Source organism: Allomuricauda sp. NFXS6, from assembly GCF_040148835.1.
In the GTDB taxonomy this organism is placed as follows: Bacteria; Bacteroidota; Bacteroidia; order Flavobacteriales; family Flavobacteriaceae; genus Flagellimonas.
The window spans coordinates 66,012-86,804 of record NZ_JAGEMG010000003.1; the positions used below are offsets into that span (position 1 = coordinate 66,012).

Sequence of the window (20,793 nt, forward strand, 5' to 3'; positions counted from 1 at the left end):
AAGAGAAAGTCATTTCGAATCTTTTGGTTCGAAATGACTTTTTTTAGAAAGCTATGGTACAGACACTGGCATTAAAGGGAAGTAAAAAACTACTGAATGCTTGGGCGTTTTACGATTGGGCCAATTCTGTGTACAGCTTGGTGATTTCCTCGGCGATTTTTCCGCTTTTTTATGGACTACTGTTCAGGACCGCTGGCATAGAACAGGTCACTATTTTTGGAGGTGAAATAGCACGGGCCCCATTGATCAGTTATGTAACCTCATTGGCCTTTGTTTTCATCGCCATTGTAACTCCGCTGGTTTCTGGTGTGGCCGATTATTTGGGCAACAAAAAAGTGTTCCTCAAGTTCTTTTGTTATCTCGGCGCAGCATCATGTATTGGATTGTACTGGTTTTCCTTGGAACATATCTATTTTGGTCTCGCCTGCTATTTCTTCGGGCTGGTCGGGTTTTGGGTCAGTTTTGCCATCAATAATTCCTATTTGCCAGATATTGCCTACCCAGAGCAACAAGACGGTATTAGTGCCAAAGGATTTTCCCTTGGGTATATAGGTAGTGTGATTTTATTGGTTTTTAATCTTTTTATGGTAATGGAACCCGATTTCTTTGGAATTACAGACAGTGGCGGAGAGGTTGCGGAAATCAAAGCCATGAAATATTCCTTTATAACTGTTGGGATTTGGTGGGTGCTGTTCAGTCAATATACTTTTAAACATTTGCCCAAAGGGTACAAACGCGAAGGGGAACGCCACCATATCATCCTTAATGGATTTAAAGAGCTAAAGCAGGTTTGGCAGCAACTCGGTGAAAATAGAAAACTGAAACGTTACTTAGGGGCATTTTTCACCTACAGTATGGCAGTACAGACCATTATGTTGATTGCCACTTATTTCGGTGAAGAGGAAATTGTATGGGGGTCGGATAATGAACGTACAACGGGATTGATCGTGAGCATTTTATTAATCCAGATAGTTGCCATATTAGGGGCAACGGTTACTGCATGGGCCTCCAAAGCTTTTGGGAACATCCGAACACTTGTGGTGATCAATGTTATTTGGGCAATGCTCTGTGTGTATGCCTATTTCCTTCAGACTCCAATGGATTTTTACATTGCTGCAGGGTTGGTCGGAATTGTCATGGGGGGCATTCAAGCACTTTCTCGCTCTACCTATTCCAAATTTTTACCCGAGACCACGGACACTACTTCGTTTTTTAGTTTTTATGATGTCGCCGAAAAAATTGGCATCATTATAGGAACACTTATGTATGGAATTATCGCCCAGCTTACGGGAAGTATGCGCAATAGTACCATATTTTTAGGACTCTTTTTCCTAATAGGTATTTTCTTGTTGCTTCGTGTCAATAAGGTTAAAACATCAAACTAAAACATAAAAAAACCCTGATAATCTCAGGGCTTTTTCAGTCTTTGATTGATGATAAACTCAGTATTATCCTTTGGTAATGTCTCCCGATCCGGAAGATTTTGATCTGATTTTTGTAGGGTTACCTCGATATTGAATGTCACCCGAACCGGACACTCTGGCATCTATGGATTCGTTGGCAGTTACTTTGATATCCGCAGAACCGGAAACCGTAGCCGTAACAAAATCAGCTTCAAGGTCGTAGGCTTTGATGTCTCCCGAGCCTGAAACCGAAACCGTAAAGTCAGTTGTTCTACCGGACAGGTTAATGTCTCCAGAGCCCGATAATGATGCTTCTACTTCATCAGCCTCTATTGTTAGGGTTACATCTCCAGAACCGGACATGGCAGTACTAAAACGGTCCGCTTTGAGGGTTGTTTTCCCAACGAGGTCTCCAGACCCCGAAAGGCTTACACCGCTAACTGATTCTATGGGAACAGTAACATAAATTCCCCTTTTCCAGTCGGACGGCTTAAGGTTGACCCCTTTTTCTACCTTGATGACCAATTTGCCGTTCTTTACTTCAGTTTTGATGTATTCCAATAGGTTGGATTCCCCTTTAAGGGTCAATTCTCCCTCGGTACCGGATACCAATTCCACATCGAACCAGCCGGCCATGGCTACTTCGTCATAATCACCCACAGAGCGTTCAATGGTAACAACGTCGCCATTGCCCTTAACTCGTTTTCCCCATTGGGCGCTGGTGCAAGCCATCATTCCTATGGCTACCGTAAGTGTGATAAATTTCTTCATGATCTTGTGTTTAAATTGTTTTTGATTTGATGTTAATTTTTATAAAATGATATGCTTCCGTAGTCACTGGTGATGCTTACCCTGTTTCCAGAATTTGCTTTCCCGTAGTAGCCGCTATAATATTTTTCAGTGGATTTTTCCTTGCTGATATTGATTTCAAAATCGTCTTTGCCGCTTACTCCAGCGTATTCTGTGGAGATTTCAAAATCGAAGTGATAATCCGTGGCATAACCAATTTTGATGCCCGTATAATCCGTGCGGATTTCCACATTGCCGGCATCGGATGCCAAACGGTCGATCTTGATGGAGCCATAGTCACTGGTGATGGCCACATTGCCATGTACATTGCCCAATTTTACGCCGATATAGTCTCCATTGCCATCCACATTTTTCACGTTTTTCACATCAATGGAACCATAATCGCTCGAATATTCAAGATTCTCCATTTCTTCTATTGTGGCATTGGTGTAGTCCGCTCTAATAGTAAGATTGCCTGCTTTTTCAATCGTAAAGCCAGAGTAGTCAGCAATAATTTCTGCACTGTTAACATAGTCAAAGGTAGATCTGGAAGTATAATCAAACCTGAGTTCGTTGTTGCGTCCGCGTAGTTCCCCGATTTCCAAACTGCCATAGTCACAGCTTATTTTGGCATGGCCGTCAATACGATCTAGGATGATGCTGCCATAGTCATTGCTTAGGTTTACATTGTTTTTAACGGGCAGTTTAATGGTGTAATTTACCTGTACGCTCACTTTTTTGCGTTTTCCCCAGCTCCATCCCCAGCTATTACTTCGGTCCCCGAACCTTGTGGTAGCGGAAACCATACTTGGACTGTTTTCAAAATCCACATCAATTTCGTTCAGCCGTTCTTGCACACGATCTTCATCATTGCCGTTGGTTTTTACGTGTACCTCGATAACCACACGGTTTTCGTTCCATGAAGTTATATTGACGTTACCGTAGCTGTTTTTTACCTTGAAAAGGGCATCGGAATTAACGTTGTATTCTTTTTTGATGGTTTTTTCCTTGGTGTACCTGCCGTTCAACTTTCCGTTGTCCACATGGGCAATTGCAACAAGTGGAATCAAAGCCAAGGCGAAAAAGATGTTTTTAAATGGTAAAGCTTTCATCATTTTGTGATTTTAAGTTCTTAATATTTTCTATTTGGCTCAAAACTTCTTTCAAAAGGTCGATTCGGGTTTGGAAATTGGTGATCATCGCGCTCAATATAATTTTACTGTCCCCACCTTCTACCAAATCCTGTTCAAGGGATTGGTAATCCTTGTCCAACCGTTGGAGTTGTGCCAAGGTGTCGTCCACCAATTGGGCGGTCTCGGGCGTCTTTTCTTCTTGTAGCACCTCTATCTGTTGCTCAATGAGGTTGGCAAAATAGAACTCTGTTTGTGAAACTTCGGGAGCCATTCTCACCACCTGTTGTTTAATACTGGGCTGTGGCCCAAAGGCCTGATAGCCTAACAGTGCAACTAGGGCAATGGATGCGGCGATGGACAAAGGTTTCCACCAAGCGGTTTTCTTTTTGTGCAGAGCAATGGTGCCCTGGTCTCTGTTCAGTTTTTCCAAAAACCTTTCTTGGTGCCCGTTTTGCGGTTCCGCTACATCAAACTCCCCGTGGAGCCTCTCAAACAACCTATCTAAATTATCTTTCTTCATAACTAAGCATTTACGGTCAATTTTTTTCTCAGGCTTTGTTTGGCCCTCGAAATCATGGTTCTACAATTAGCGTAGCTAATGTTCATTATCTCACTTATTTCTTCGTAATCGTACCCTTCAATTAAATGTAAGGTCAAAGAAACTCTGTAATTGTCTTTCAAACTTTTCATGGTTTCCATCACTTTTTGAGCCTTCAGTTCAGTGTAACCATTCTGATTCGAAGCAACCTCATCGTTATCTTCGACCTTGTACATTACATCATCCAAATCCACAGCACGTTTTTTTTGCTGCTTTTTGTAATGATAAATACTGTTATTGATCACAATGCGCTTTAACCATGCCCCAAAGGCGACGTCTCCTTTAAAGGTATGCAGTTTGGTAAATGCGCTCAGGAACGATTCCTGCATCACATCCTCGGCCTCAGCGGTATGCTTTACAATCCTAAAAGCGGTGTTGTACATCGCTTTGTAATAGCGGTTGTAAATCTCTAGCTGTGCACTTTGTTGTCCCTGCATGCACGATTTGAGCAGTGTGTCAATATGTTCATTTTGTTGGCTCAAAAAATGAATGGTTTGTCTTATAGATTGGTGAATTTACCATTTGTTACACTTTTTTCTTAAAATTTGATTTTTAATGGCACAAGAATTGCCAATTAATGGATGATAATAAGCTTGTGAATCGCTATAAATACTGATTTTGAGTGATTTGTACAGGCTTTAATGTTGAATAAAAATGTTGGTTGTTTGTTTATTATGACAAAATGACCGAAAAGATGATATGGGAGAGATGAAAATTACCAATTTTGACAATATAGATTTACAGGGGTTGGATGAAGATGCGGAGTTGATACCGTTGTTGACTCCTGAAGATGAGGAACAGATGAACAGGGAAAGCTTGCCGGAAACATTACCGGTACTTCCGCTGCGCAATACGGTGCTGTTTCCTGGTGTAGTGATTCCGATTACGGCGGGTAGGGATAAATCCATTAATTTGATCAAGGACGCCAACAACGGCTCCAAAACCATTGGTGTGGTATCCCAAAAAGACGAGAGTGTCGAAAATCCCGGTCTCGAAGACATCAACACGGTGGGGACGGTTGCTCGTATCTTGAGAGTGCTTCAAATGCCGGACGGAAACACCACGGTGATCATACAAGGGAAAAAACGATTCAAGATAGATGCCGTACTTACCGAAAAACCCTATTTGACGGCCAAGGTGAGCGAGGCCGCGGAAGAGCGACCCGATGAAAAAGGAAGTGAATTTGAAGCGATTATCGATTCCATCAAGGAATTGGCTTTCAAAATCATCAAGGACAATCCAAATATTCCCAGCGAAGCCACTTTTGCCATCAAGAACATCCAAAGCAATTCGTTCCTGATCAATTTTGTGTCTTCCAACCTGAATCTGGGCGTAAAAGAAAAACAGCAACTTTTGGAAATCGCCAATCTTCAAGAAAGGGCATTGGCCACTTTGAAGTACATGAACATGGAACTTCAAAAATTGGAGTTGCGCAACGATATCCAAAGCAAGGTCCGTAGTGATATGGATCAACAGCAACGCGAATATTTCCTTCACCAACAAATGAAGACGATTCAAGAGGAATTGGGTGGACTATCTTATGAGGAAGAGGTAGATGAAATGAGCGAAAAGGCCAAAAAGAAGAAGTGGGGCAAAAAAGTGAAGGAGCATTTTGAGAAAGAACTCTCCAAACTGCAACGTATGAACCCACAAGTGGCCGAGTACTCCATCCAACGCAATTATTTGGACCTACTGCTGGACTTACCGTGGAACGAATATTCCAAGGATAAGTTCGATCTAAAGCGTGCCCAAAAGATTTTGGATCGCGATCACTACGGCTTGGAAGATGTAAAACGCCGAATTATTGAATATTTGGCCGTGTTGAAGCTGCGAAATGATATGAAATCACCAATCCTTTGTTTGTACGGGCCTCCCGGAGTCGGTAAAACATCGTTAGGGAAATCCGTGGCAGAGGCATTGGGCAGGGAATACGTTCGTATGTCCTTGGGTGGACTGCGTGATGAGGCCGAGATCCGTGGGCACAGAAAAACATATATCGGTGCAATGCCGGGAAGGATTATCCAAAGCTTGAAGAAAGCAGGAACATCCAACCCCGTATTCATCTTGGACGAGATCGATAAATTGGCGAGCAGTCATCAAGGTGACCCATCTTCCGCGATGTTGGAGGTATTGGACCCGGAGCAGAACAGTGATTTCCACGATAACTTCTTGGAAATGGGATACGATTTGTCCAAAGTAATGTTCATTGCCACGGCAAACAACCTGTCTACCATTCAGCCTGCACTGCGCGACCGGATGGAAATTATCAATGTGACAGGCTATACTATCGAGGAGAAAGTGGAAATCGCAAAACGTCATTTGTTGCCAAAGCAATTGGAGGAACACGGACTCACCAAAAAGGATTTAAAGATCGGTAAGCGCCAACTGGAAAAAATCGTTGAAGGCTATACGCGTGAATCGGGAGTTCGAAGTCTTGAAAAACAGATAGCCAAGGTGGTACGGTATGCGGCAAAATCCATTGCTATGGAAGAGGCGTACAATGTTACCGTGAGCAACGAGGATATCGAGAAAATTCTTGGCCCGGCCCGATTGGAACGCGACAAGTACGAAAGCAATGATGTGGCCGGTGTGGTCACCGGGTTGGCATGGACCAGTGTAGGAGGGGATATTCTGTTTATCGAATCCATTCTTTCCAAAGGAAAAGGAAGCATGAACATTACAGGTAACCTTGGTAAAGTGATGAAGGAATCTGCAACCATTGCCATGGAATACATTAAATCCAATGCGGATGAATACGGTATTGATTCTGATGTGTTCGACAAGTACAATGTGCATATTCACGTACCTGAAGGTGCCACCCCAAAGGATGGTCCAAGTGCAGGTATCACCATGCTGACTTCATTGATATCCCTTTTCACACAACGAAAGGTGAAAAAGAGCTTGGCCATGACAGGCGAAATTACGCTTCGAGGCAAGGTGTTGCCCGTAGGTGGAATCAAAGAAAAGATCTTGGCGGCCAAAAGAGCACGCATCAAGGAAATTATTCTTTGTGCGGACAACAAAAAGGATATTGAGGAAATTAAAGCCGAATACCTAAAAGGACTTACATTCCATTATGTAACGGATATGAGCGAGGTAATCGATTTGGCCATTACCAAGCAGAAGGTAAAGAATGCCAAAACCCTTTAGGGGAATGACACATATCATAATGGTTTAATACCTTTTCTGGCTATTTTTGCTGTATGGGAAAAATAACGATTGCAATTGATGGATATTCCTCTACAGGAAAAAGTACCATTGCCAAAAGGTTGGCCACTGCCTTAGGTTATATTTACGTAGATACCGGTGCCATGTACCGTGCCGTGACCCTTTTTGCTTTGCAAGAGGGCATTATCAACGACAAAGGGGAGTTGGATAAGGCTACTTTGGTTGATAAATTATCCGACATACATCTCAAATTTGTTCCCAACGCAGCAACAGGCCGTTCCGATATGTTTTTGAATGATGAGAACGTAGAGCAAGAAATACGATCTATGCGAGTGTCCGGTTTTGTAAGTCCCGTTGCCGCAATTAAGGAAGTCCGTGAAAAGTTGGTGAAAATCCAGCAGGAAATGGGTAAGGACAAGGGCATTGTGATGGACGGGCGTGATATAGGTACCGTGGTGTTTCCAGATGCCGAACTAAAACTGTTTATGACAGCTTCGCCTGAAACTAGGGCAAACCGTCGCTACAAGGAACTATTGGAAAAGGGGGAGAAGGTCACCTATCCTGAAGTACTTAAAAACGTAGAAGAGCGCGACCGAATCGACTCCACCCGGACCATTTCCCCATTGACCCAAGCCAAGGATGCCATTGAGTTTGATAACAGCGATATGGGCTTGGAAGAGCAGTTTGAACGGATTTATGATTATTCCAAACGGGTGATTGCGAAGGAGGGGTGAGGATTAGGGTGTTTTTTGGGTTGCACTTATCGGTCTTGTAGAGGGTGTAAATTAAACTCTGTCTGAAATAGATTTAAACATTAATTTTATTCAGACAGAACCATGAGAAAAGAGGAACAGACAGAATTTGAAAAGAAGGTGCTTGACCAGTTCATGTCGGGCAAGAACCTTTTCGGCAAGGGCGGCGCGTTCGCCCCGATGCTGAAGAACGTCATCGAAAAGGCCCTTGAGGCGGAGATGGAGGGCCATTTGGACGAATCCCAAAGGATCAACGGCAAACGCAACGGCAAAGGGAAAAAGACCATTAAGAGCGGCTATGGCACTTTCGATATCGATACGCCCCAGGACAGGCAAAGCAGCTTTGAGCCGGAACTGGTAAAGAAACGTCAGACCATTTTGGCCGACAACCTATCGGACAAGATCATAGGACTTTATGGCCTTGGGATGAGCTACCGCGACATCTCTTCGCATATCAAGGAAATGTACGACACCGACATCTCCCATACCGTTTTGAGCCAGATAACCGATAAGATCGTCCCCGATGTAAAGGCGTGGCAGAACCGCCCGCTGGAGCCACTCTATTGCATCGTATGGCTCGATGCTATGCACTACAAGGTAAAGGTCGATGGCAAGATCGAGCACAGGGCCCTCTACAATATCCTTGGCATCAACAAGGAGGGCTATAAGGAAGTTTTGGGCATGTACATCTCCGAGAGCGAGGGTGCCAATTTTTGGTTGCAAGTACTTACAGACCTGAACAATCGGGGCTTGAAGGATATCCTGATCGCCTGCACGGACAATCTTCGGGGATTTACCGATGCGATATTGAGCGTATTCCCAAAAGCACAGGTACAGCTCTGCATCGTGCACCAGATACGCAATTCGCTCAAATACATTGCCTCTAAAGATCAAAAGGAGTTCATGCGCGACCTTAAGCTCGTTTATCGGGCGACCGGCAAGGAGGTGGCGGAAGACAGATTATTGGATCTGGAGGAAAAATGGGGAGGCAAATATCCCGTGGTCATCGAAAGCTGGCAGCGCAACTGGGAGCAGCTATCACAGTATTTCCAGTACACCGAACCGATCAGAAAAATAATCTATACCACCAATGCCGTAGAGGGATTCCACCGCCAAGTACGTAAAGTTACCAAGACCAAGGGGGCCTTCACAAATGATATGGCCTTGATAAAGCTTGTGTACTTGGCCACAAAGAACATAGAAAAGAAATGGACCAGCCCTTTGCACAATTGGAGCCTGACCGTTCAACAACTTTACATTAAATTTGGGGAACGGATACCCCTGATATTAAACACCAATTCCTTTGGGGCTAGCCCCAAAGGAATTGAAACAACGGACAGAGTTTAATTTACAGACCCGTCTTGTATGTGAAACCAAACCACTTTTCATAGGATACATCGTTGTAAAAGGTTTTCATTCAGTAGTTGTAATTTAGCGATTGCTTAAAATCCCCCAATATTTCTTTTTAGCATACGTTTTTATAAAAGCTTAAAGCATTGATTTTGTCAATATATCGCCTAATTTTTATAAATATTATTTATCCAATCTTGAATTGTTTTTAAATAGTCAGGATGCAATTTAGACCAATAAGGAAAATCACTTTCCCCAATATTATTCATTGAATGAGAGGCTCCTTCTAATAAAACGGTTTTAAAATTATCATTGTCCGATTTTATCAGTGCCTCTGAAATGATTTCATAACTATTTGCAGGTATTATTTCATCCTTTGTTCCTTGTAGAATCAGAATCGGTTGCTTTGTTTTTTCAAAGTAAGGTATTGGACTATACAGAAGTTTATTATCTGTTTGGACTTCATCCAGATTTGGCACCCATATATTGGCAAACCATGAGTTAGTTTTTGCATTATTTATAGCCTTTTCTAAATCTGTTCTGGATAGTTTACCTGCTATAAATTCAAAAACCTTTCGTTGAAAATTAGTTGCTGCATCAATTTCTTTTCCGATTATTTCTGCATTGCTATTCTTCCAGTAATTCAAATCACTTTCTAGTAAGGTAACTCCAGGACAACTTACTACAATCCCATATTTCAAATTCTCTAATTCACCTAAAATGTATGGTATTTTGGCAGCTCCTTGACTACTCCCTTTTATTCCTATTTCTTCAAGTGGAATTCCAGTCTTCTGAGAGAAATATTTAATAGCTGTGATATCATCTCTTGAAAGTCCCTCAATAGATGCACTATTCCAATTACCTTCAGAATTTCCGGTACCTCTTTTATCATAATGAAATGTAGTAAATCCCATTTGTGCAAACAATATGGCTTCTGCACGTGAGGCACTCCGGTCTGAGTTTCCTGAAGAAGTCACAATTATAAGGGCTTTCCCTTCATTGTTATCAGGATACCAAATAGTTCCATGTAGACTTAATCCACTGGATTCAAAACTAACCTCTTCATTTTTTGGAGTCTTGCTATTATTTAAAAGTTCCTTCTCTAATTTGTACAGTGTTGTAATAGTGTCAACAGTAAGTGTCCCTTGAAGTTTGCTATAATCATCAATCCATTTGTTTTTGAAAGCGTATGTATAAAAATCGCTTTGTAACTTAAAATTTATTGAATCTCCGTTTGCTTCAACATTTTGAAACGGAATTCGATTGGCATTTTGCTCTAAGCTTGTAAAAAAAACCTTGAAACCTACAGAATCTCGTTCTATTTCGAATACTATCTTATCGGAAAAGTTACCATGTTTAAATATCCCACTAAAGTTCCCCGTCTTTTCATCTTTTTTGATTTCTGAATTGGAGGTACAAGAAAGCATTCCAAAGGTTAAAAAAATGATGAAGATTTTCATAATACGTTTTTTATTTAATGTATAGTTCATATCATATTATTCTAATGATTTTGACTGGCTGATAGTGTGTTTCTAGGATGATTTTCACCTCGTATGATAACAGAATTTATCTGGTCATAGGCTGCTATATTTTGTAAAGGATCTTGGTCCAACAATAGTAAGTTTGCTATTTTACCTTTTTCGATAGTTCCGTAGTTGTCGCCGATATGAAAAGCATTCGCGTTGTTATAAGTAGCAGCTAGAAATATTTTTTCTAGAGAAACACCTGCATTTAACCAGTGCTGCATTTCTAAAAAACCATTATAACCTGGCGGATTGGTAGACATATTCATAGCTACTCCATCTGTTCCAAAAAGTAAATTGGCATCATTGTCCGCAAGATATTTGGCCACCGTGTTCATTCTTTGTATAAACACTTCCTGAATTCCTCTGAACATAGCTTCATCACTTTCAAATTGAGCTCTTAGAAAATTAAATAGTGTTGGATTTATTGCTTTTATAACTTTGGCCCGATTTATTATTTTTTGTTTACCCCAATTGCCTTCTTCTGTGTTTAGCCAGTTTAGATAGGCTTCAGGGTATATATCTACGAGTGCAGGGTCTGCGTTGAAATTATTGTCAAATAAATCAACTTCACCATAAATGGTTCTAAATGTTAGTTGGTATCCATTCTTTCTAGTTGCTATTTCCTTTAGTACATCTTGATGTTCTTTTGTGAATTCTGTATCTAAAAATTGCTCCGGATTCTTATACCAATTCCACATAGAATGTGCAAATATGTCTATTCCAGCTTCAAGACCGAATTTTTGTGCGTCATAGGAAGTGGCATGCATTAAAACAGGGATTCCTTCTTTATGGGCCTGTGCAACCAAATCTCTCATTAAATGTAAGCTTGGTAACTCCCAACTTTGAGGAAAACCAGATGATTCATCTTCATAAACTATTTTAACACCAATACCTTGCTGCTCTCTTACAATAGCACTTACAATTGCCCGTGGTGAATGTAACTCGAGATGAATAGAGTCAGGGATGTGAATATTTTCATTGTATTTGTCAAACAGAAAGGGATATTCCAACCTGTCTTTAAGTGGTAATTCTTCCATTTCCATCATAAAATCATCCATTACCTGAACTTGCTGCCCACAGGTATAAATGTCAGGTCTGATAACATGATTTTTGATATTCTCTACAATGTCTGGCGCATAGTTATTGACATCGATTAACGTTGTATAACCGTAATAAAGATAACTTTTAGGCAGCTGATTGAAATAGCTTTTGGCTAATTCTGGATAATCCCTTTGGTTTTGCCAGGTCATACCTGCCACATTTGCCAAATGAACATGACTATCTATTAACCCGGGAATTATAAATTTCCCTTCACCATTGATGTTTTTTATAGTACCTGTTACGCTTGGTTTTTGTATTCCACTGTAAAGAATCTTCTCATTATCGAGCAATACATGTCCAATATACTTATCAATTATGCCGTTCTTGTTGGCAGATATAACAGTTACATTTTCTACAAGTAATCCGTTGTTCACATTGAAGGTTGGACTGGCATTTTTACAGCTCATAAGTGCTATTAGGCTGACACCAATTATTGTTCGTGACAAGTTCATTTTTAAGTTGTTTGATGCCAAAATAATCACACAAAAAAGGATTAAATGCCTTAAAAGAAGATTTAGGACACGAAATATTTAGAATAGTGGTCTTAAAAGAAGATTTAAGACAGTGTGGTTGTCAACGATTTCTATATTCGGAAGGAGATAGTCCTGTGGCTTTTTTGAAAGCAAGATTAAAAGTAGATTTAGAATTAAAACCACAATCAAAAGCAATACTCAGCATTTTAAAATGATCATATGCTTTATCATCTAACCGCTTCTTAACTTCTTCAACCCTCCAATCGTTAATATAATGGTTAAAATTCTTATGCATATGTTCATTGATGACAAAAGAAAGTGTCTTTGGATTTACACCCACTGAATCGGCAAGCGTAATTAGAGAAATGTCGCTATCCAAAAATGGCTTTTTCTCCTCCATGAAGAGAGTTAAAGTATCCAATATTTTTTTGCTGTCGGTCTCTTCTAAAATGAAGGTTTTTCTTTTAGTAACTCCCTGAAAGTCAAAGAGGATTTGTTTTTTAAGTATAACTTGTAAACTTAAATAATATAGAATCACTGCCAATATCACCATCATCGGATAATAAAATGTGAGTTCCATAGTGTAGTAAAAGTAAATCCATTCTACAAAAATGTAGATCAACCAAATAACGAAAAAACCAAAAAAAATGAAAGTTAGTTGGTTTAATAACTGATAAACTGCTTTAGTATAGGAAGACTTATGTTCTCTAATAATTTTATAAGTCAGATACAAGTATATTGAAAAATAGATAATGCTAAAACCATCGTTAACTTTAATAATATTAATTTGATGGGTTTGGTAATCGATTGAATTTTTTAAAGAAATATTAAATATTAGGTAACCTAAATTTATAATAAGAAAGGGTAGATAATGTAGGTAGTTAAATTTCAGATGACTCTTAGTGTCTCTTGAAGATTCTTTTGCATAAAAATAGAATGCGGGAGAAATCAATAAAATAAAGTTAAGATTAATAAAGAACCCTGATTGGTTTTCGAAGATGCCTATAATTAGAACTCTTCCTAAAATTGCTGCAAAACCAATTAGTATGAGGGCTAAATAAAAAAAATCTTCTTTTAATTTACACCCTTTTATTAAAAGAAAAACGCCGATAATAAGGCCTTGTATGGCACCAAATGAAATGACGAAGTTTATAATATTGTACAATGTTTTACTTCTTTAAATTTTTGTTTTTTCAACTCAAATGTTTTACAACGATTAGCTAAACATCGTTTCAATTATTTTTGGCATATGATACCGAAACCAGTTCGGCACAGGTAAGTGAAGTTAGTATTTTTATCCAAAAGCAAAAAAACGCCCAAAGGGCGCCTTTTCAAAAGTTCACGATTATTCTCAACGGGTGATTGCGAAGGAAAAAGTTTAAGAGTTATGGTGTTTCACTTCCCTTAAAGTAACTCCATAAGTTCAAAACAGAGTTGGTCAATGTGTATCATGGGGTCGCCAAGAGCGGACACATTGGATAGTACAATTACCCCATTTTTCTTATCCTTGTTCATGACCATACAGGAAGTATAACCGCCTGTTCCACCATTGTGCCAAATCCAATTTTCGCCGGATGGTCCTTTGCGTATGTGCCATCCCAATCCTATACTGGATGTATCGTTCATGGTATGTGTCTTGGTTCTGGTCAATGCCAAAGTTTCATCATTTTCCTGAAATTGTGCCATAACAAATTTGGAAAGATCTTCCGCTGTGGATATCATGTCGCCGGCACCGGATAACGATGCCAAATTCCAATTTTGCACGGGTTGCCCTTCAGGACTTTGGCCTTGGACTAAAAACACCGATACATTTTCGCTCCCTATGGTACTGTTGGGCATATTATATTTTGAAAATATTCTTTCCTGGAACAACTGGTTTAAGGATTTTTCTCCAATCTTTGATAAAGTATATCCCAATAGTCCAGCTCCTAAATTTGAATACTCATATGTACCATCTTCATCAAAAGACAATTCCATTTCGTTGGTCAAATAGTATTTTAACTTTTCTGAATCGTAAGCGGAAAATGGGTCTTGGTTACCGATATCAAAGTCAAGGTTGGAGGGCATACGTGGAAGGCCCGAAGTGTGGTTCGCCAAGGTTTTAAAAGTAATCACTTGGCCATTGTTGAACTCAAAATCGTAGTAGGGGTTGATGGAATCGTCCAGTTGTACTTTGTTTTCCAAAACATAATCGGCTAGCAGGGTCGCGTTAAAAACTTTCGTGATAGATCCTATCTCAAATGCATTTTGTCGATTCTTAATCGTAAAAATAGTGTCGTTCCTTTTTTCTACACCGTAGAATTTAACCCTGCCATTTTCTATAAAGGCGAAGGCGAGTTGGGTGTTGTTCGGAAATACCTTGGTATGGTCAAAGATCAGTTCCGATCGGGCTTGGGTGACACTTTCTTTATTAAAGGTCTGATTATTTACCGTTTTACTTGTTTGCGAATTCCCACAACTTAAAAACAGAAAAAGGATTGGGGTAAGAAATAAGAATGAATTTTTCATAGTTGATTTTGATGTGTGCCCGTACTTTTGGTTTATTCCACGGGTGATGTACCTAACTACGAAGTCGTTTGCAATGGCTACTCCTTACCTTCTTGAAGGATAGATAGTCTTAAAAAACTAAAAAAACGCCCCAAAGGGCGCTTTTCTAAAAAGTAATTGGAATCAATTCTTACAAATTCGGAATCACCAAAACCTGATCGGGATGGATCACGTTCGGGTCCTTTAAAATATTGGTGTTCGCATCAAAAATTTTGGTGTATTTCATCGGGTCGCCGTAGTAATGCTTCGCAATTTTACTCAGCGACTCCCCGCTCTTCACGGTATGTCTGTGGTAAACGGACTCGTCCTCCACGGTAATGTTCGCTTTAATATCCGATGGCTTCTCGCCCCCAATTTCTTTGATCTTGTCCCACAATAGGTTTTTTTCATATTGGGTTTTGGTCATCCCTTTTATCTTTAAAATGTCACCTTCAACGTTGACATCACCATTTTTCACATCCAATTCCTCACCTAGGTCCAATACAGGTTGATATTTTGCTTTTACGCTCATAATTTAATTTTTTACAGTTAACAATTAGAGATTTCAAGATAGTTAATATGTCCAAATTTTGCTATTAATTTTTTGTAATACTTTTTTGCTGAATCCTTGCTTGTACGCTTTGTATATCAATAATTTAATTGTATTTTTGCACCCCTTTTGGCAAGGAGGCAAGAGAAAAAGGGAATTTAGAAAATCAATTTAAAACCACTTCCGCGGTAATTGTTCAACTCTTGTAAAACGTGGAATACAAATTTTAATCAGCACATGGCTGAAGAAAAGCAAAACGTTGAGGTAGAAGAAACTGCCACAGCAACAGAAGTAAAAGAAGCAAAAGAACCCAAACAAGATCCTCAGGAATTTCTTGAAAATTTTGATTGGGACAAGTACGAAGAAGGAATTGAGCGCGTGGATGATAGCAAGCTTAAGGAATTCGAAACACTTGTTGAGGAAAACTTTGTGGACACTGCCGATGAGGAAGTAGTCGAAGGAAAAGTAGTTCACATGACAGACCGTGAGGCGATCATTGACATCAATGCTAAGTCCGAAGGTGTGATTTCCTTGAATGAGTTCCGCTACAATCCCGACCTAAAAGTTGGAGATAAAGTTGAGGTACTTATAGATATCCGTGAAGACAAAACCGGTCAATTGGTATTGTCTCACCGTAAAGCAAGAACCATCAAGGCGTGGGAGCGTGTCAACAACGCACACGACAAAGAAGAAATCGTTACTGGATTCGTTAAATGCCGTACCAAAGGTGGTATGATCGTTGACGTATTCGGAATCGAGGCGTTCTTGCCAGGTTCTCAAATCGATGTGAAGCCTATCCGTGATTACGATCAGTATGTAGGTAAGACCATGGAGTTCAAAGTAGTGAAGATCAACCACGAGTTCAAAAACGTAGTGGTATCGCACAAAGCTTTGATCGAAGCGGACATCGAAGAGCAGAAAAAAGAGATTATTGGCCAATTGGAAAAAGGTCAAGTACTGGAAGGTATCGTGAAGAACATCACATCTTACGGCGTATTTATCGACCTTGGAGGTGTAGATGGATTGGTTCACATTACCGACCTATCTTGGAGCAGAATCAACCACCCGAACGAAGTTGTAGATCTAGACCAGAAATTGAACGTTGTTATCCTTGATTTCGATGATAACAAGTCAAGAATCCAGTTAGGTCTTAAACAATTGGAGAAACACCCATGGGATGCCCTAGGTGATGAAATCAAAGTTGGCGACAAAGTAAAAGGTAAAGTAGTTGTGATCGCAGATTACGGTGCGTTTATCGAAGTTGCCGAAGGTGTTGAAGGTTTGATCCACGTTTCAGAAATGTCGTGGAGCACGCACCTAAGATCAGCCCAAGACTTTGTAAATGTAGGCGATGAGGTTGAAGCTGTTGTATTGACCTTGGATAGAGAAGATCGTAAAATGTCGTTGGGTATTAAGCAATTGACGCCAGACCCATGGACGGATATCACGACTAAATATCCTGTGGGATCAAGACACAAAGGAATCGTTAGAAACTTTACCAACTTTGGTGTATTCGTAGAGTTGGAAGAAGGTATCGACGGTTTGATCTATATCTCCGATCTTTCTTGGACCAAGAAAATCAAGCACCCATCCGAATTTGTTACCGTAGGTGACACCTTGGAAGTGGAAGTATTGGAATTGGACGTAGAAGGTCGCAAATTGAGCCTTGGACACAAACAAACCACAGAGAACCCTTGGGACAAATACTCCGAAGAGTTTGCTGAAGGTACTGTGCACAAAGCTGCCATTGCAGAGGTTGTTGACAAAGGAGCAACTATCAACTTCAACGAAGATATCGTTGGATTTGTTCCACAACGTCACATGGAAAAAGAAGACGGCAAAAAACTTCAAAAAGGAGAGGAAGCCGAATTCAAGATCATCGAGTTCAACAAAGATTTCAAGAGAGTTGTGGCCAGCCACACTGCCATCTTTAGAGAGCAAGAAGACAGAAATGTGAAAGCTGCTGCCAAGAAGAGAGCTGCATCCAGCGAAGAAGCATCAACAACACTTGGTGATGCCAACTCCGCGTTGCAAGCATTGAAGGACAAAATGGAAGCCGATTCCAAGAAAAAGTAATCGGACTTTTCAATGATACGAAGCCCCGCTGGAAACAGTCGGGGCTTTTTTATGTCCCATACATTTTAAAGAATTGCTTACTTTTGTATTCAACCGAGTTGGTCGCACACAGCATATGAGTCAAAAAGTACTGCTTACTTCAAAAGAAATCAACATCATACTGCACCGGTTGGCCTGTCAACTAATGGAAAACCATTTGGATTTTACCGATACCGCATTGATCGGTATTCAGCCCAGAGGCGGTTTTTTGGCAGAAAGGTTGGTAAAGATTCTCAAAAAGGAATACAAGATCAAGCACATTGACCTTGGTTTCTTGGACATCACATTTTTTAGGGACGATTTTGGACGGGGAGAAATCCTTAAGGCCAATTCCACACAAATGGATTTTTTGGTGGAGGATAAAAAAGTGGTGTTCATTGATGATGTGCTGTATACCGGAAGAAGTATCCGAGCGGCATTAACAGCCATCCAATCCTTCGGAAGACCAAGTAATATTGAATTACTGACGCTGATTGATAGAAGGTTTAGCAGACATTTGCCCATACAGCCAACCTACAGAGGTAGACAGGTAGACGCCATCAACGAAGAAAAGGTAAAGGTGATGTGGGAGGAAAATGATGGAGAAGATAAAGTATATTTAATAAGCAAATAATAAGGAATGAGCGAGTTAAGTGTAAATCACTTGTTGGGAATCAAATATCTGAACAAAAAAGATATATCGCTCATTTTTGAAACTGCCGATCATTTTAAAGAGGTAATCAATCGTTCCATTAAAAAGGTGCCCACCTTACGGGATATTACCATTGCCAACATCTTTTTTGAGAACAGTACCCGCACAAAACTTTCATTTGAACTTGCTGAAAAACGACTTTCGGCCGATGTGGTCAATTTCTCCGCAGGGCAATCCTCCGTGAAAAAAGGGGAGACCCTCATCGATACCGTAAACAATATCCTATCCATGAAAGTGGATATGGTGGTGATGCGCCATCCCAATCCGGGAGCAGGCATCTTTTTGTCAAAACATGTAAAAGCGGCCATCGTCAATGCTGGGGATGGTGCGCACGAACACCCCACACAAGCACTCTTGGATTCCTATTCCATACGGGAAAAATTGGGTGATGTAGGGGGAAAGAATGTAGTGATAGTTGGCGACATTCTGCACTCACGAGTAGCATTGTCCAATATTTTTGCCTTGAAACTACAAGGGGCCAACGTTAAAGTTTGTGGTCCCCGAACGCTTATCCCCAAGCACATTGAATCTTTGGGGGTAGGAGTGGAGACCAACCTGAAAAAAGCCTTGGAATGGTGCGATGTGGCAAATATGCTTCGCGTTCAGAACGAACGAATGGATATCAGCTACTTCCCATCCACTCGCGAATACACACAACAGTTCGGGGTGAACAAACAACTCTTGAACAGTTTGGACAAACAAATTGTGATCATGCACCCTGGACCCATAAACCGCGGTGTGGAAATTACAAGCGATGTGGCCGATTCCGACCAATCCATAATTTTACATCAAGTAGAGAATGGAGTGGCCGTGCGAATGGCTGTACTCTATCTACTGGCATCAAAAATTAAGTAAGAGATGATTTTCGACAAAGACGGAACAACAACTATAGTTTTCCAAGAAAAGACCACACTATCTGGTTTTTTGGAAAACTTGAACAAGGCATATCCCAAACTAAAGCACGACAATATTGTCGTTAACCTTTTTTCTTTTGACAAGCTTACCATAGGCGATATTTTGGAGTTTTTGGATATTTCCAACACCCATAAAGCTTCAGGACAATCCTTTGTTTTGGTGACGGATAAGTTGAGTTACGATGAAGTTCCTGAAGAAATAAGTGTGGTGCCTACGTTGCAAGAGGCTAAGGATCTTATCGAAATGGAGGAAATAGAACGTGACCTCGGCATATGAAACTTACCATACTTGGTTGCTATGCCGCTACACCACGAACATTTACCAATCCGACTTCGCAGATACTCGAAATAAAAAACCATTTGTTTTTGATCGATTGTGGTGAGGGAACCCAGGTACAGCTCAGAAAATATAAAGTCAAGTTTTCCAGGATCAACCACATTTTTATCTCACACCTACATGGGGATCACTTTTTTGGTCTTCCGGGATTGATCTCAACCTTTCGGTTGTTGGGAAGGGAAAAAGAGCTACACATTTATGGTCCCAAAGGAATCAAACAAGCCATCACTTTATTTCTAAAGTTGGGAGATTCTTGGACCAATTATCCTTTGATTTTTCACGAATTGGAATCCAAAGAATCCGAACTTGTTTTTGAAGATGGGAAAGTCACCGTGCAAACCGTTCCTTTGATTCACAGGGTGTATACCAATGGATTTTTGTTTCAAGAAAAGGAATCGCCAAGAACATTGAATGTTGTAGCTGCCAAAAAGTTCGGTATAGACAAGAGCCAGTTCAATAACATTAAAAAGGGCGTTGACGGTAAAGATGCCTCTGGCAACATCATTCCCAATAAGAAGCTTACGTTAGACCCGCCCGAGCCCAAAAGCTATGCTTTTTGTAGTGATACGGTCTATAACGAAGCTATTTTGCCCATTATTAAAGATGTGACGGTGCTGTATCACGAATCTACTTTTTTGGAATCAGAGGAACACCTTTGCGAAAAAACAAAACATAGCACAGCCAAGCAAGCCGCACAAATTGCCAAAAAAGCCAATGCCAAGCTCCTCATTTTGGGGCATTATTCCACACGCTACAAATCCATCGAACTATTTAAAAAAGAAGCTGAGGAAGTTTTTCCGGTGGTGGAGCTAGCGGATGATGGTAAGTCTTTTGAATTTTGAGTTGATTCCATGTGAAGCAACCAAAGGCTCAAATTTGTATCTTAATTACAAAGCTCCGATTTATGAGAAAAGGATTTTTTGGTCTTTTAGCTCTACTATTAATTGTGTCCTGTACTAAGGACGACGGGCAAAGCGAAGGCTTTCCTCCAGATCTTTTGGGTAGCTGGAGTAAAACGTACGAACAAGAACAAGGTATCATAATCAACAACTATACATTTAACGAAAATTCAACGTTTAAACGAAGGATTGAATGGTTTGGATTTAATGGGGCTCCTAAAACCGAACTTACGGAATCTTCAGAATACACAGGTACCTTTGAAGTTGAAGGAGATAGTTTGTTTTTTCGAAATTTGGAAGGCCAAGGTGGGTTTGACAGTAAATTTTGGATAAAGAACAATGTCCTTCATTTGGAATATATTACCTATCCGGCAGATGCTCCAGTTCTTACCCAAATTAAATACGAAAGAATTGATTGACGATTGAATAGGAATTCGATGCCCTTCGAATAAAAACAACTTCTTTTTG

19 protein-coding genes are annotated in these 20,793 nt (G+C 40.4%); 10 read left to right on the plus strand and 9 right to left on the minus strand.

Translation table 11 applies throughout. The features are described from left to right. The first annotated feature begins 53 nt into the window (after positions 1 to 53). Positions 54 to 1,385 (plus strand): MFS transporter, encoded by a 1,332-nt coding sequence (locus J4E06_RS05810; RefSeq protein WP_349523096.1) that lies wholly within the window; start codon positions 54 to 56, stop codon positions 1,383 to 1,385. A 63-nt stretch (positions 1,386 to 1,448) separates the two neighbouring features. On the opposite strand, the gene J4E06_RS05815 is transcribed toward J4E06_RS05810, so the two are convergent. The 4 genes from J4E06_RS05815 to J4E06_RS05830 are packed head-to-tail and all read right to left on the minus strand — an operon-like array spanning position 1,449 to position 4,405. Next, the gene (locus J4E06_RS05815) at positions 1,449 to 2,174 is read right to left on the minus strand and encodes a head GIN domain-containing protein (protein WP_349523097.1); all 726 of its coding nucleotides are present in this window, start codon (positions 2,172 to 2,174) and stop codon (positions 1,449 to 1,451) included. A 32-nt stretch (positions 2,175 to 2,206) separates the two neighbouring features. Further along, on the minus strand, positions 2,207 to 3,304 hold the full coding sequence (locus J4E06_RS05820) for a DUF4097 family beta strand repeat-containing protein (protein WP_349523338.1): 1,098 nt from the start codon (positions 3,302 to 3,304) through the stop codon (positions 2,207 to 2,209). Next, the gene (locus J4E06_RS05825) at positions 3,285 to 3,845 is read right to left on the minus strand and encodes a hypothetical protein (RefSeq protein WP_349523098.1); all 561 of its coding nucleotides are present in this window, start codon (positions 3,843 to 3,845) and stop codon (positions 3,285 to 3,287) included. Before J4E06_RS05825 ends, J4E06_RS05820 begins: the two co-directional genes overlap by 20 nt. 2 nt (positions 3,846 to 3,847) lie before the next feature. Next, a complete protein-coding gene (locus J4E06_RS05830) occupies positions 3,848 to 4,405 on the minus strand; it encodes an RNA polymerase sigma factor (protein ID WP_349523099.1) in 558 nt (185 codons plus the stop codon). Between the two features lie 217 nt (positions 4,406 to 4,622). Between J4E06_RS05830 and lon the strand changes: the two genes are divergently transcribed. The 3 genes from lon to J4E06_RS05845 all read left to right on the plus strand — a co-directional run bounded on the left by lon (position 4,623) and on the right by J4E06_RS05845 (position 9,190). Continuing rightward, positions 4,623 to 7,073 (plus strand): endopeptidase La, encoded by a 2,451-nt coding sequence (lon, locus tag J4E06_RS05835; protein ID WP_349523100.1) that lies wholly within the window; start codon positions 4,623 to 4,625, stop codon positions 7,071 to 7,073. Between the two features lie 53 nt (positions 7,074 to 7,126). After that, a complete protein-coding gene (cmk, locus tag J4E06_RS05840) occupies positions 7,127 to 7,825 on the plus strand; it encodes a (d)CMP kinase (RefSeq protein WP_349523101.1) in 699 nt (232 codons plus the stop codon). A 102-nt stretch (positions 7,826 to 7,927) separates the two neighbouring features. Next, entirely contained in the window at positions 7,928 to 9,190 is a 1,263-nt protein-coding gene (locus J4E06_RS05845; protein ID WP_349523102.1) for an IS256 family transposase, read from the plus strand. 170 nt (positions 9,191 to 9,360) lie between these two features. Here J4E06_RS05845 and J4E06_RS05850 read toward each other — a convergent pair whose 3' ends face one another. The 5 genes from J4E06_RS05850 to J4E06_RS05870 all read right to left on the minus strand — a co-directional run bounded on the left by J4E06_RS05850 (position 9,361) and on the right by J4E06_RS05870 (position 15,351). Further along, on the minus strand, positions 9,361 to 10,683 hold the full coding sequence (locus tag J4E06_RS05850; RefSeq protein ID WP_349523103.1) for an alpha/beta hydrolase family protein: 1,323 nt from the start codon (positions 10,681 to 10,683) through the stop codon (positions 9,361 to 9,363). Between the two features lie 11 nt (positions 10,684 to 10,694). Continuing rightward, complete coding sequence (locus J4E06_RS05855) at positions 10,695 to 12,272, minus strand: amidohydrolase family protein (protein ID WP_349523104.1); 1,578 nt, start codon at positions 12,270 to 12,272, stop codon at positions 10,695 to 10,697. 121 nt (positions 12,273 to 12,393) lie between these two features. Next, positions 12,394 to 13,458: a helix-turn-helix domain-containing protein gene (locus J4E06_RS05860; protein ID WP_349523105.1), complete on the minus strand. Its 1,065-nt coding sequence runs from the start codon at positions 13,456 to 13,458 to the stop codon at positions 12,394 to 12,396. A 239-nt stretch (positions 13,459 to 13,697) separates the two neighbouring features. Next, positions 13,698 to 14,801, minus strand: coding sequence for a serine hydrolase domain-containing protein (locus J4E06_RS05865; protein ID WP_349523106.1), 1,104 nt, complete (start codon positions 14,799 to 14,801; stop codon positions 13,698 to 13,700). Between the two features lie 169 nt (positions 14,802 to 14,970). Further along, positions 14,971 to 15,351 (minus strand): LysM peptidoglycan-binding domain-containing protein, encoded by a 381-nt coding sequence (locus tag J4E06_RS05870; protein WP_349523107.1) that lies wholly within the window; start codon positions 15,349 to 15,351, stop codon positions 14,971 to 14,973. Positions 15,352 to 15,606: 255 nt separating this feature from the next. Between J4E06_RS05870 and rpsA the strand changes: the two genes are divergently transcribed. From rpsA to J4E06_RS05900, 6 genes are all read left to right on the plus strand, one after another. Next, positions 15,607 to 17,445, plus strand: coding sequence for a 30S ribosomal protein S1 (gene rpsA / locus J4E06_RS05875; protein ID WP_349523108.1), 1,839 nt, complete (start codon positions 15,607 to 15,609; stop codon positions 17,443 to 17,445). 115 nt (positions 17,446 to 17,560) lie between these two features. Continuing rightward, entirely contained in the window at positions 17,561 to 18,097 is a 537-nt protein-coding gene (pyrR, locus tag J4E06_RS05880; protein WP_349523109.1) for a bifunctional pyr operon transcriptional regulator/uracil phosphoribosyltransferase PyrR, read from the plus strand. Positions 18,098 to 18,103: 6 nt separating this feature from the next. After that, positions 18,104 to 19,030: an aspartate carbamoyltransferase catalytic subunit gene (locus J4E06_RS05885; RefSeq protein WP_349523110.1), complete on the plus strand. Its 927-nt coding sequence runs from the start codon at positions 18,104 to 18,106 to the stop codon at positions 19,028 to 19,030. Between the two features lie 3 nt (positions 19,031 to 19,033). Beyond that, the gene (locus J4E06_RS05890; protein ID WP_349523111.1) at positions 19,034 to 19,366 is read left to right on the plus strand and encodes a ribonuclease Z; all 333 of its coding nucleotides are present in this window, start codon (positions 19,034 to 19,036) and stop codon (positions 19,364 to 19,366) included. Further along, on the plus strand, positions 19,363 to 20,268 hold the full coding sequence (locus J4E06_RS05895) for a ribonuclease Z (protein ID WP_349523112.1): 906 nt from the start codon (positions 19,363 to 19,365) through the stop codon (positions 20,266 to 20,268). The genes J4E06_RS05890 and J4E06_RS05895 overlap by 4 nt, the downstream gene beginning before the upstream one ends. 62 nt (positions 20,269 to 20,330) lie before the next feature. Continuing rightward, positions 20,331 to 20,744 (plus strand): hypothetical protein, encoded by a 414-nt coding sequence (locus J4E06_RS05900; protein ID WP_349523113.1) that lies wholly within the window; start codon positions 20,331 to 20,333, stop codon positions 20,742 to 20,744. Positions 20,745 to 20,793: the final 49 nt, after the last annotated feature.

Coding starts and splice junctions, on each gene's coding strand:
- J4E06_RS05810 (WP_349523096.1), top strand. CDS start 54: ATGGTACAGACACTGGCATTAAAGGGAAGTAAAAAACTACTGAATGCT.
- J4E06_RS05815 (WP_349523097.1), bottom strand. CDS start 2,174: ATGAAGAAATTTATCACACTTACGGTAGCCATAGGAATGATGGCTTGC.
- J4E06_RS05820 (WP_349523338.1), bottom strand. CDS start 3,304: ATGAAAGCTTTACCATTTAAAAACATCTTTTTCGCCTTGGCTTTGATT.
- J4E06_RS05825 (WP_349523098.1), bottom strand. CDS start 3,845: ATGAAGAAAGATAATTTAGATAGGTTGTTTGAGAGGCTCCACGGGGAG.
- lon (WP_349523100.1), top strand. CDS start 4,623: ATGGGAGAGATGAAAATTACCAATTTTGACAATATAGATTTACAGGGG.
- cmk (WP_349523101.1), top strand. CDS start 7,127: ATGGGAAAAATAACGATTGCAATTGATGGATATTCCTCTACAGGAAAA.
- J4E06_RS05845 (WP_349523102.1), top strand. CDS start 7,928: ATGAGAAAAGAGGAACAGACAGAATTTGAAAAGAAGGTGCTTGACCAG.
- J4E06_RS05850 (WP_349523103.1), bottom strand. CDS start 10,683: ATGAACTATACATTAAATAAAAAACGTATTATGAAAATCTTCATCATT.
- J4E06_RS05855 (WP_349523104.1), bottom strand. CDS start 12,272: ATGAACTTGTCACGAACAATAATTGGTGTCAGCCTAATAGCACTTATG.
- J4E06_RS05865 (WP_349523106.1), bottom strand. CDS start 14,801: ATGAAAAATTCATTCTTATTTCTTACCCCAATCCTTTTTCTGTTTTTA.
- J4E06_RS05870 (WP_349523107.1), bottom strand. CDS start 15,351: ATGAGCGTAAAAGCAAAATATCAACCTGTATTGGACCTAGGTGAGGAA.
- rpsA (WP_349523108.1), top strand. CDS start 15,607: ATGGCTGAAGAAAAGCAAAACGTTGAGGTAGAAGAAACTGCCACAGCA.
- pyrR (WP_349523109.1), top strand. CDS start 17,561: ATGAGTCAAAAAGTACTGCTTACTTCAAAAGAAATCAACATCATACTG.
- J4E06_RS05885 (WP_349523110.1), top strand. CDS start 18,104: ATGAGCGAGTTAAGTGTAAATCACTTGTTGGGAATCAAATATCTGAAC.
- J4E06_RS05890 (WP_349523111.1), top strand. CDS start 19,034: ATGATTTTCGACAAAGACGGAACAACAACTATAGTTTTCCAAGAAAAG.
- J4E06_RS05895 (WP_349523112.1), top strand. CDS start 19,363: ATGAAACTTACCATACTTGGTTGCTATGCCGCTACACCACGAACATTT.
- J4E06_RS05900 (WP_349523113.1), top strand. CDS start 20,331: ATGAGAAAAGGATTTTTTGGTCTTTTAGCTCTACTATTAATTGTGTCC.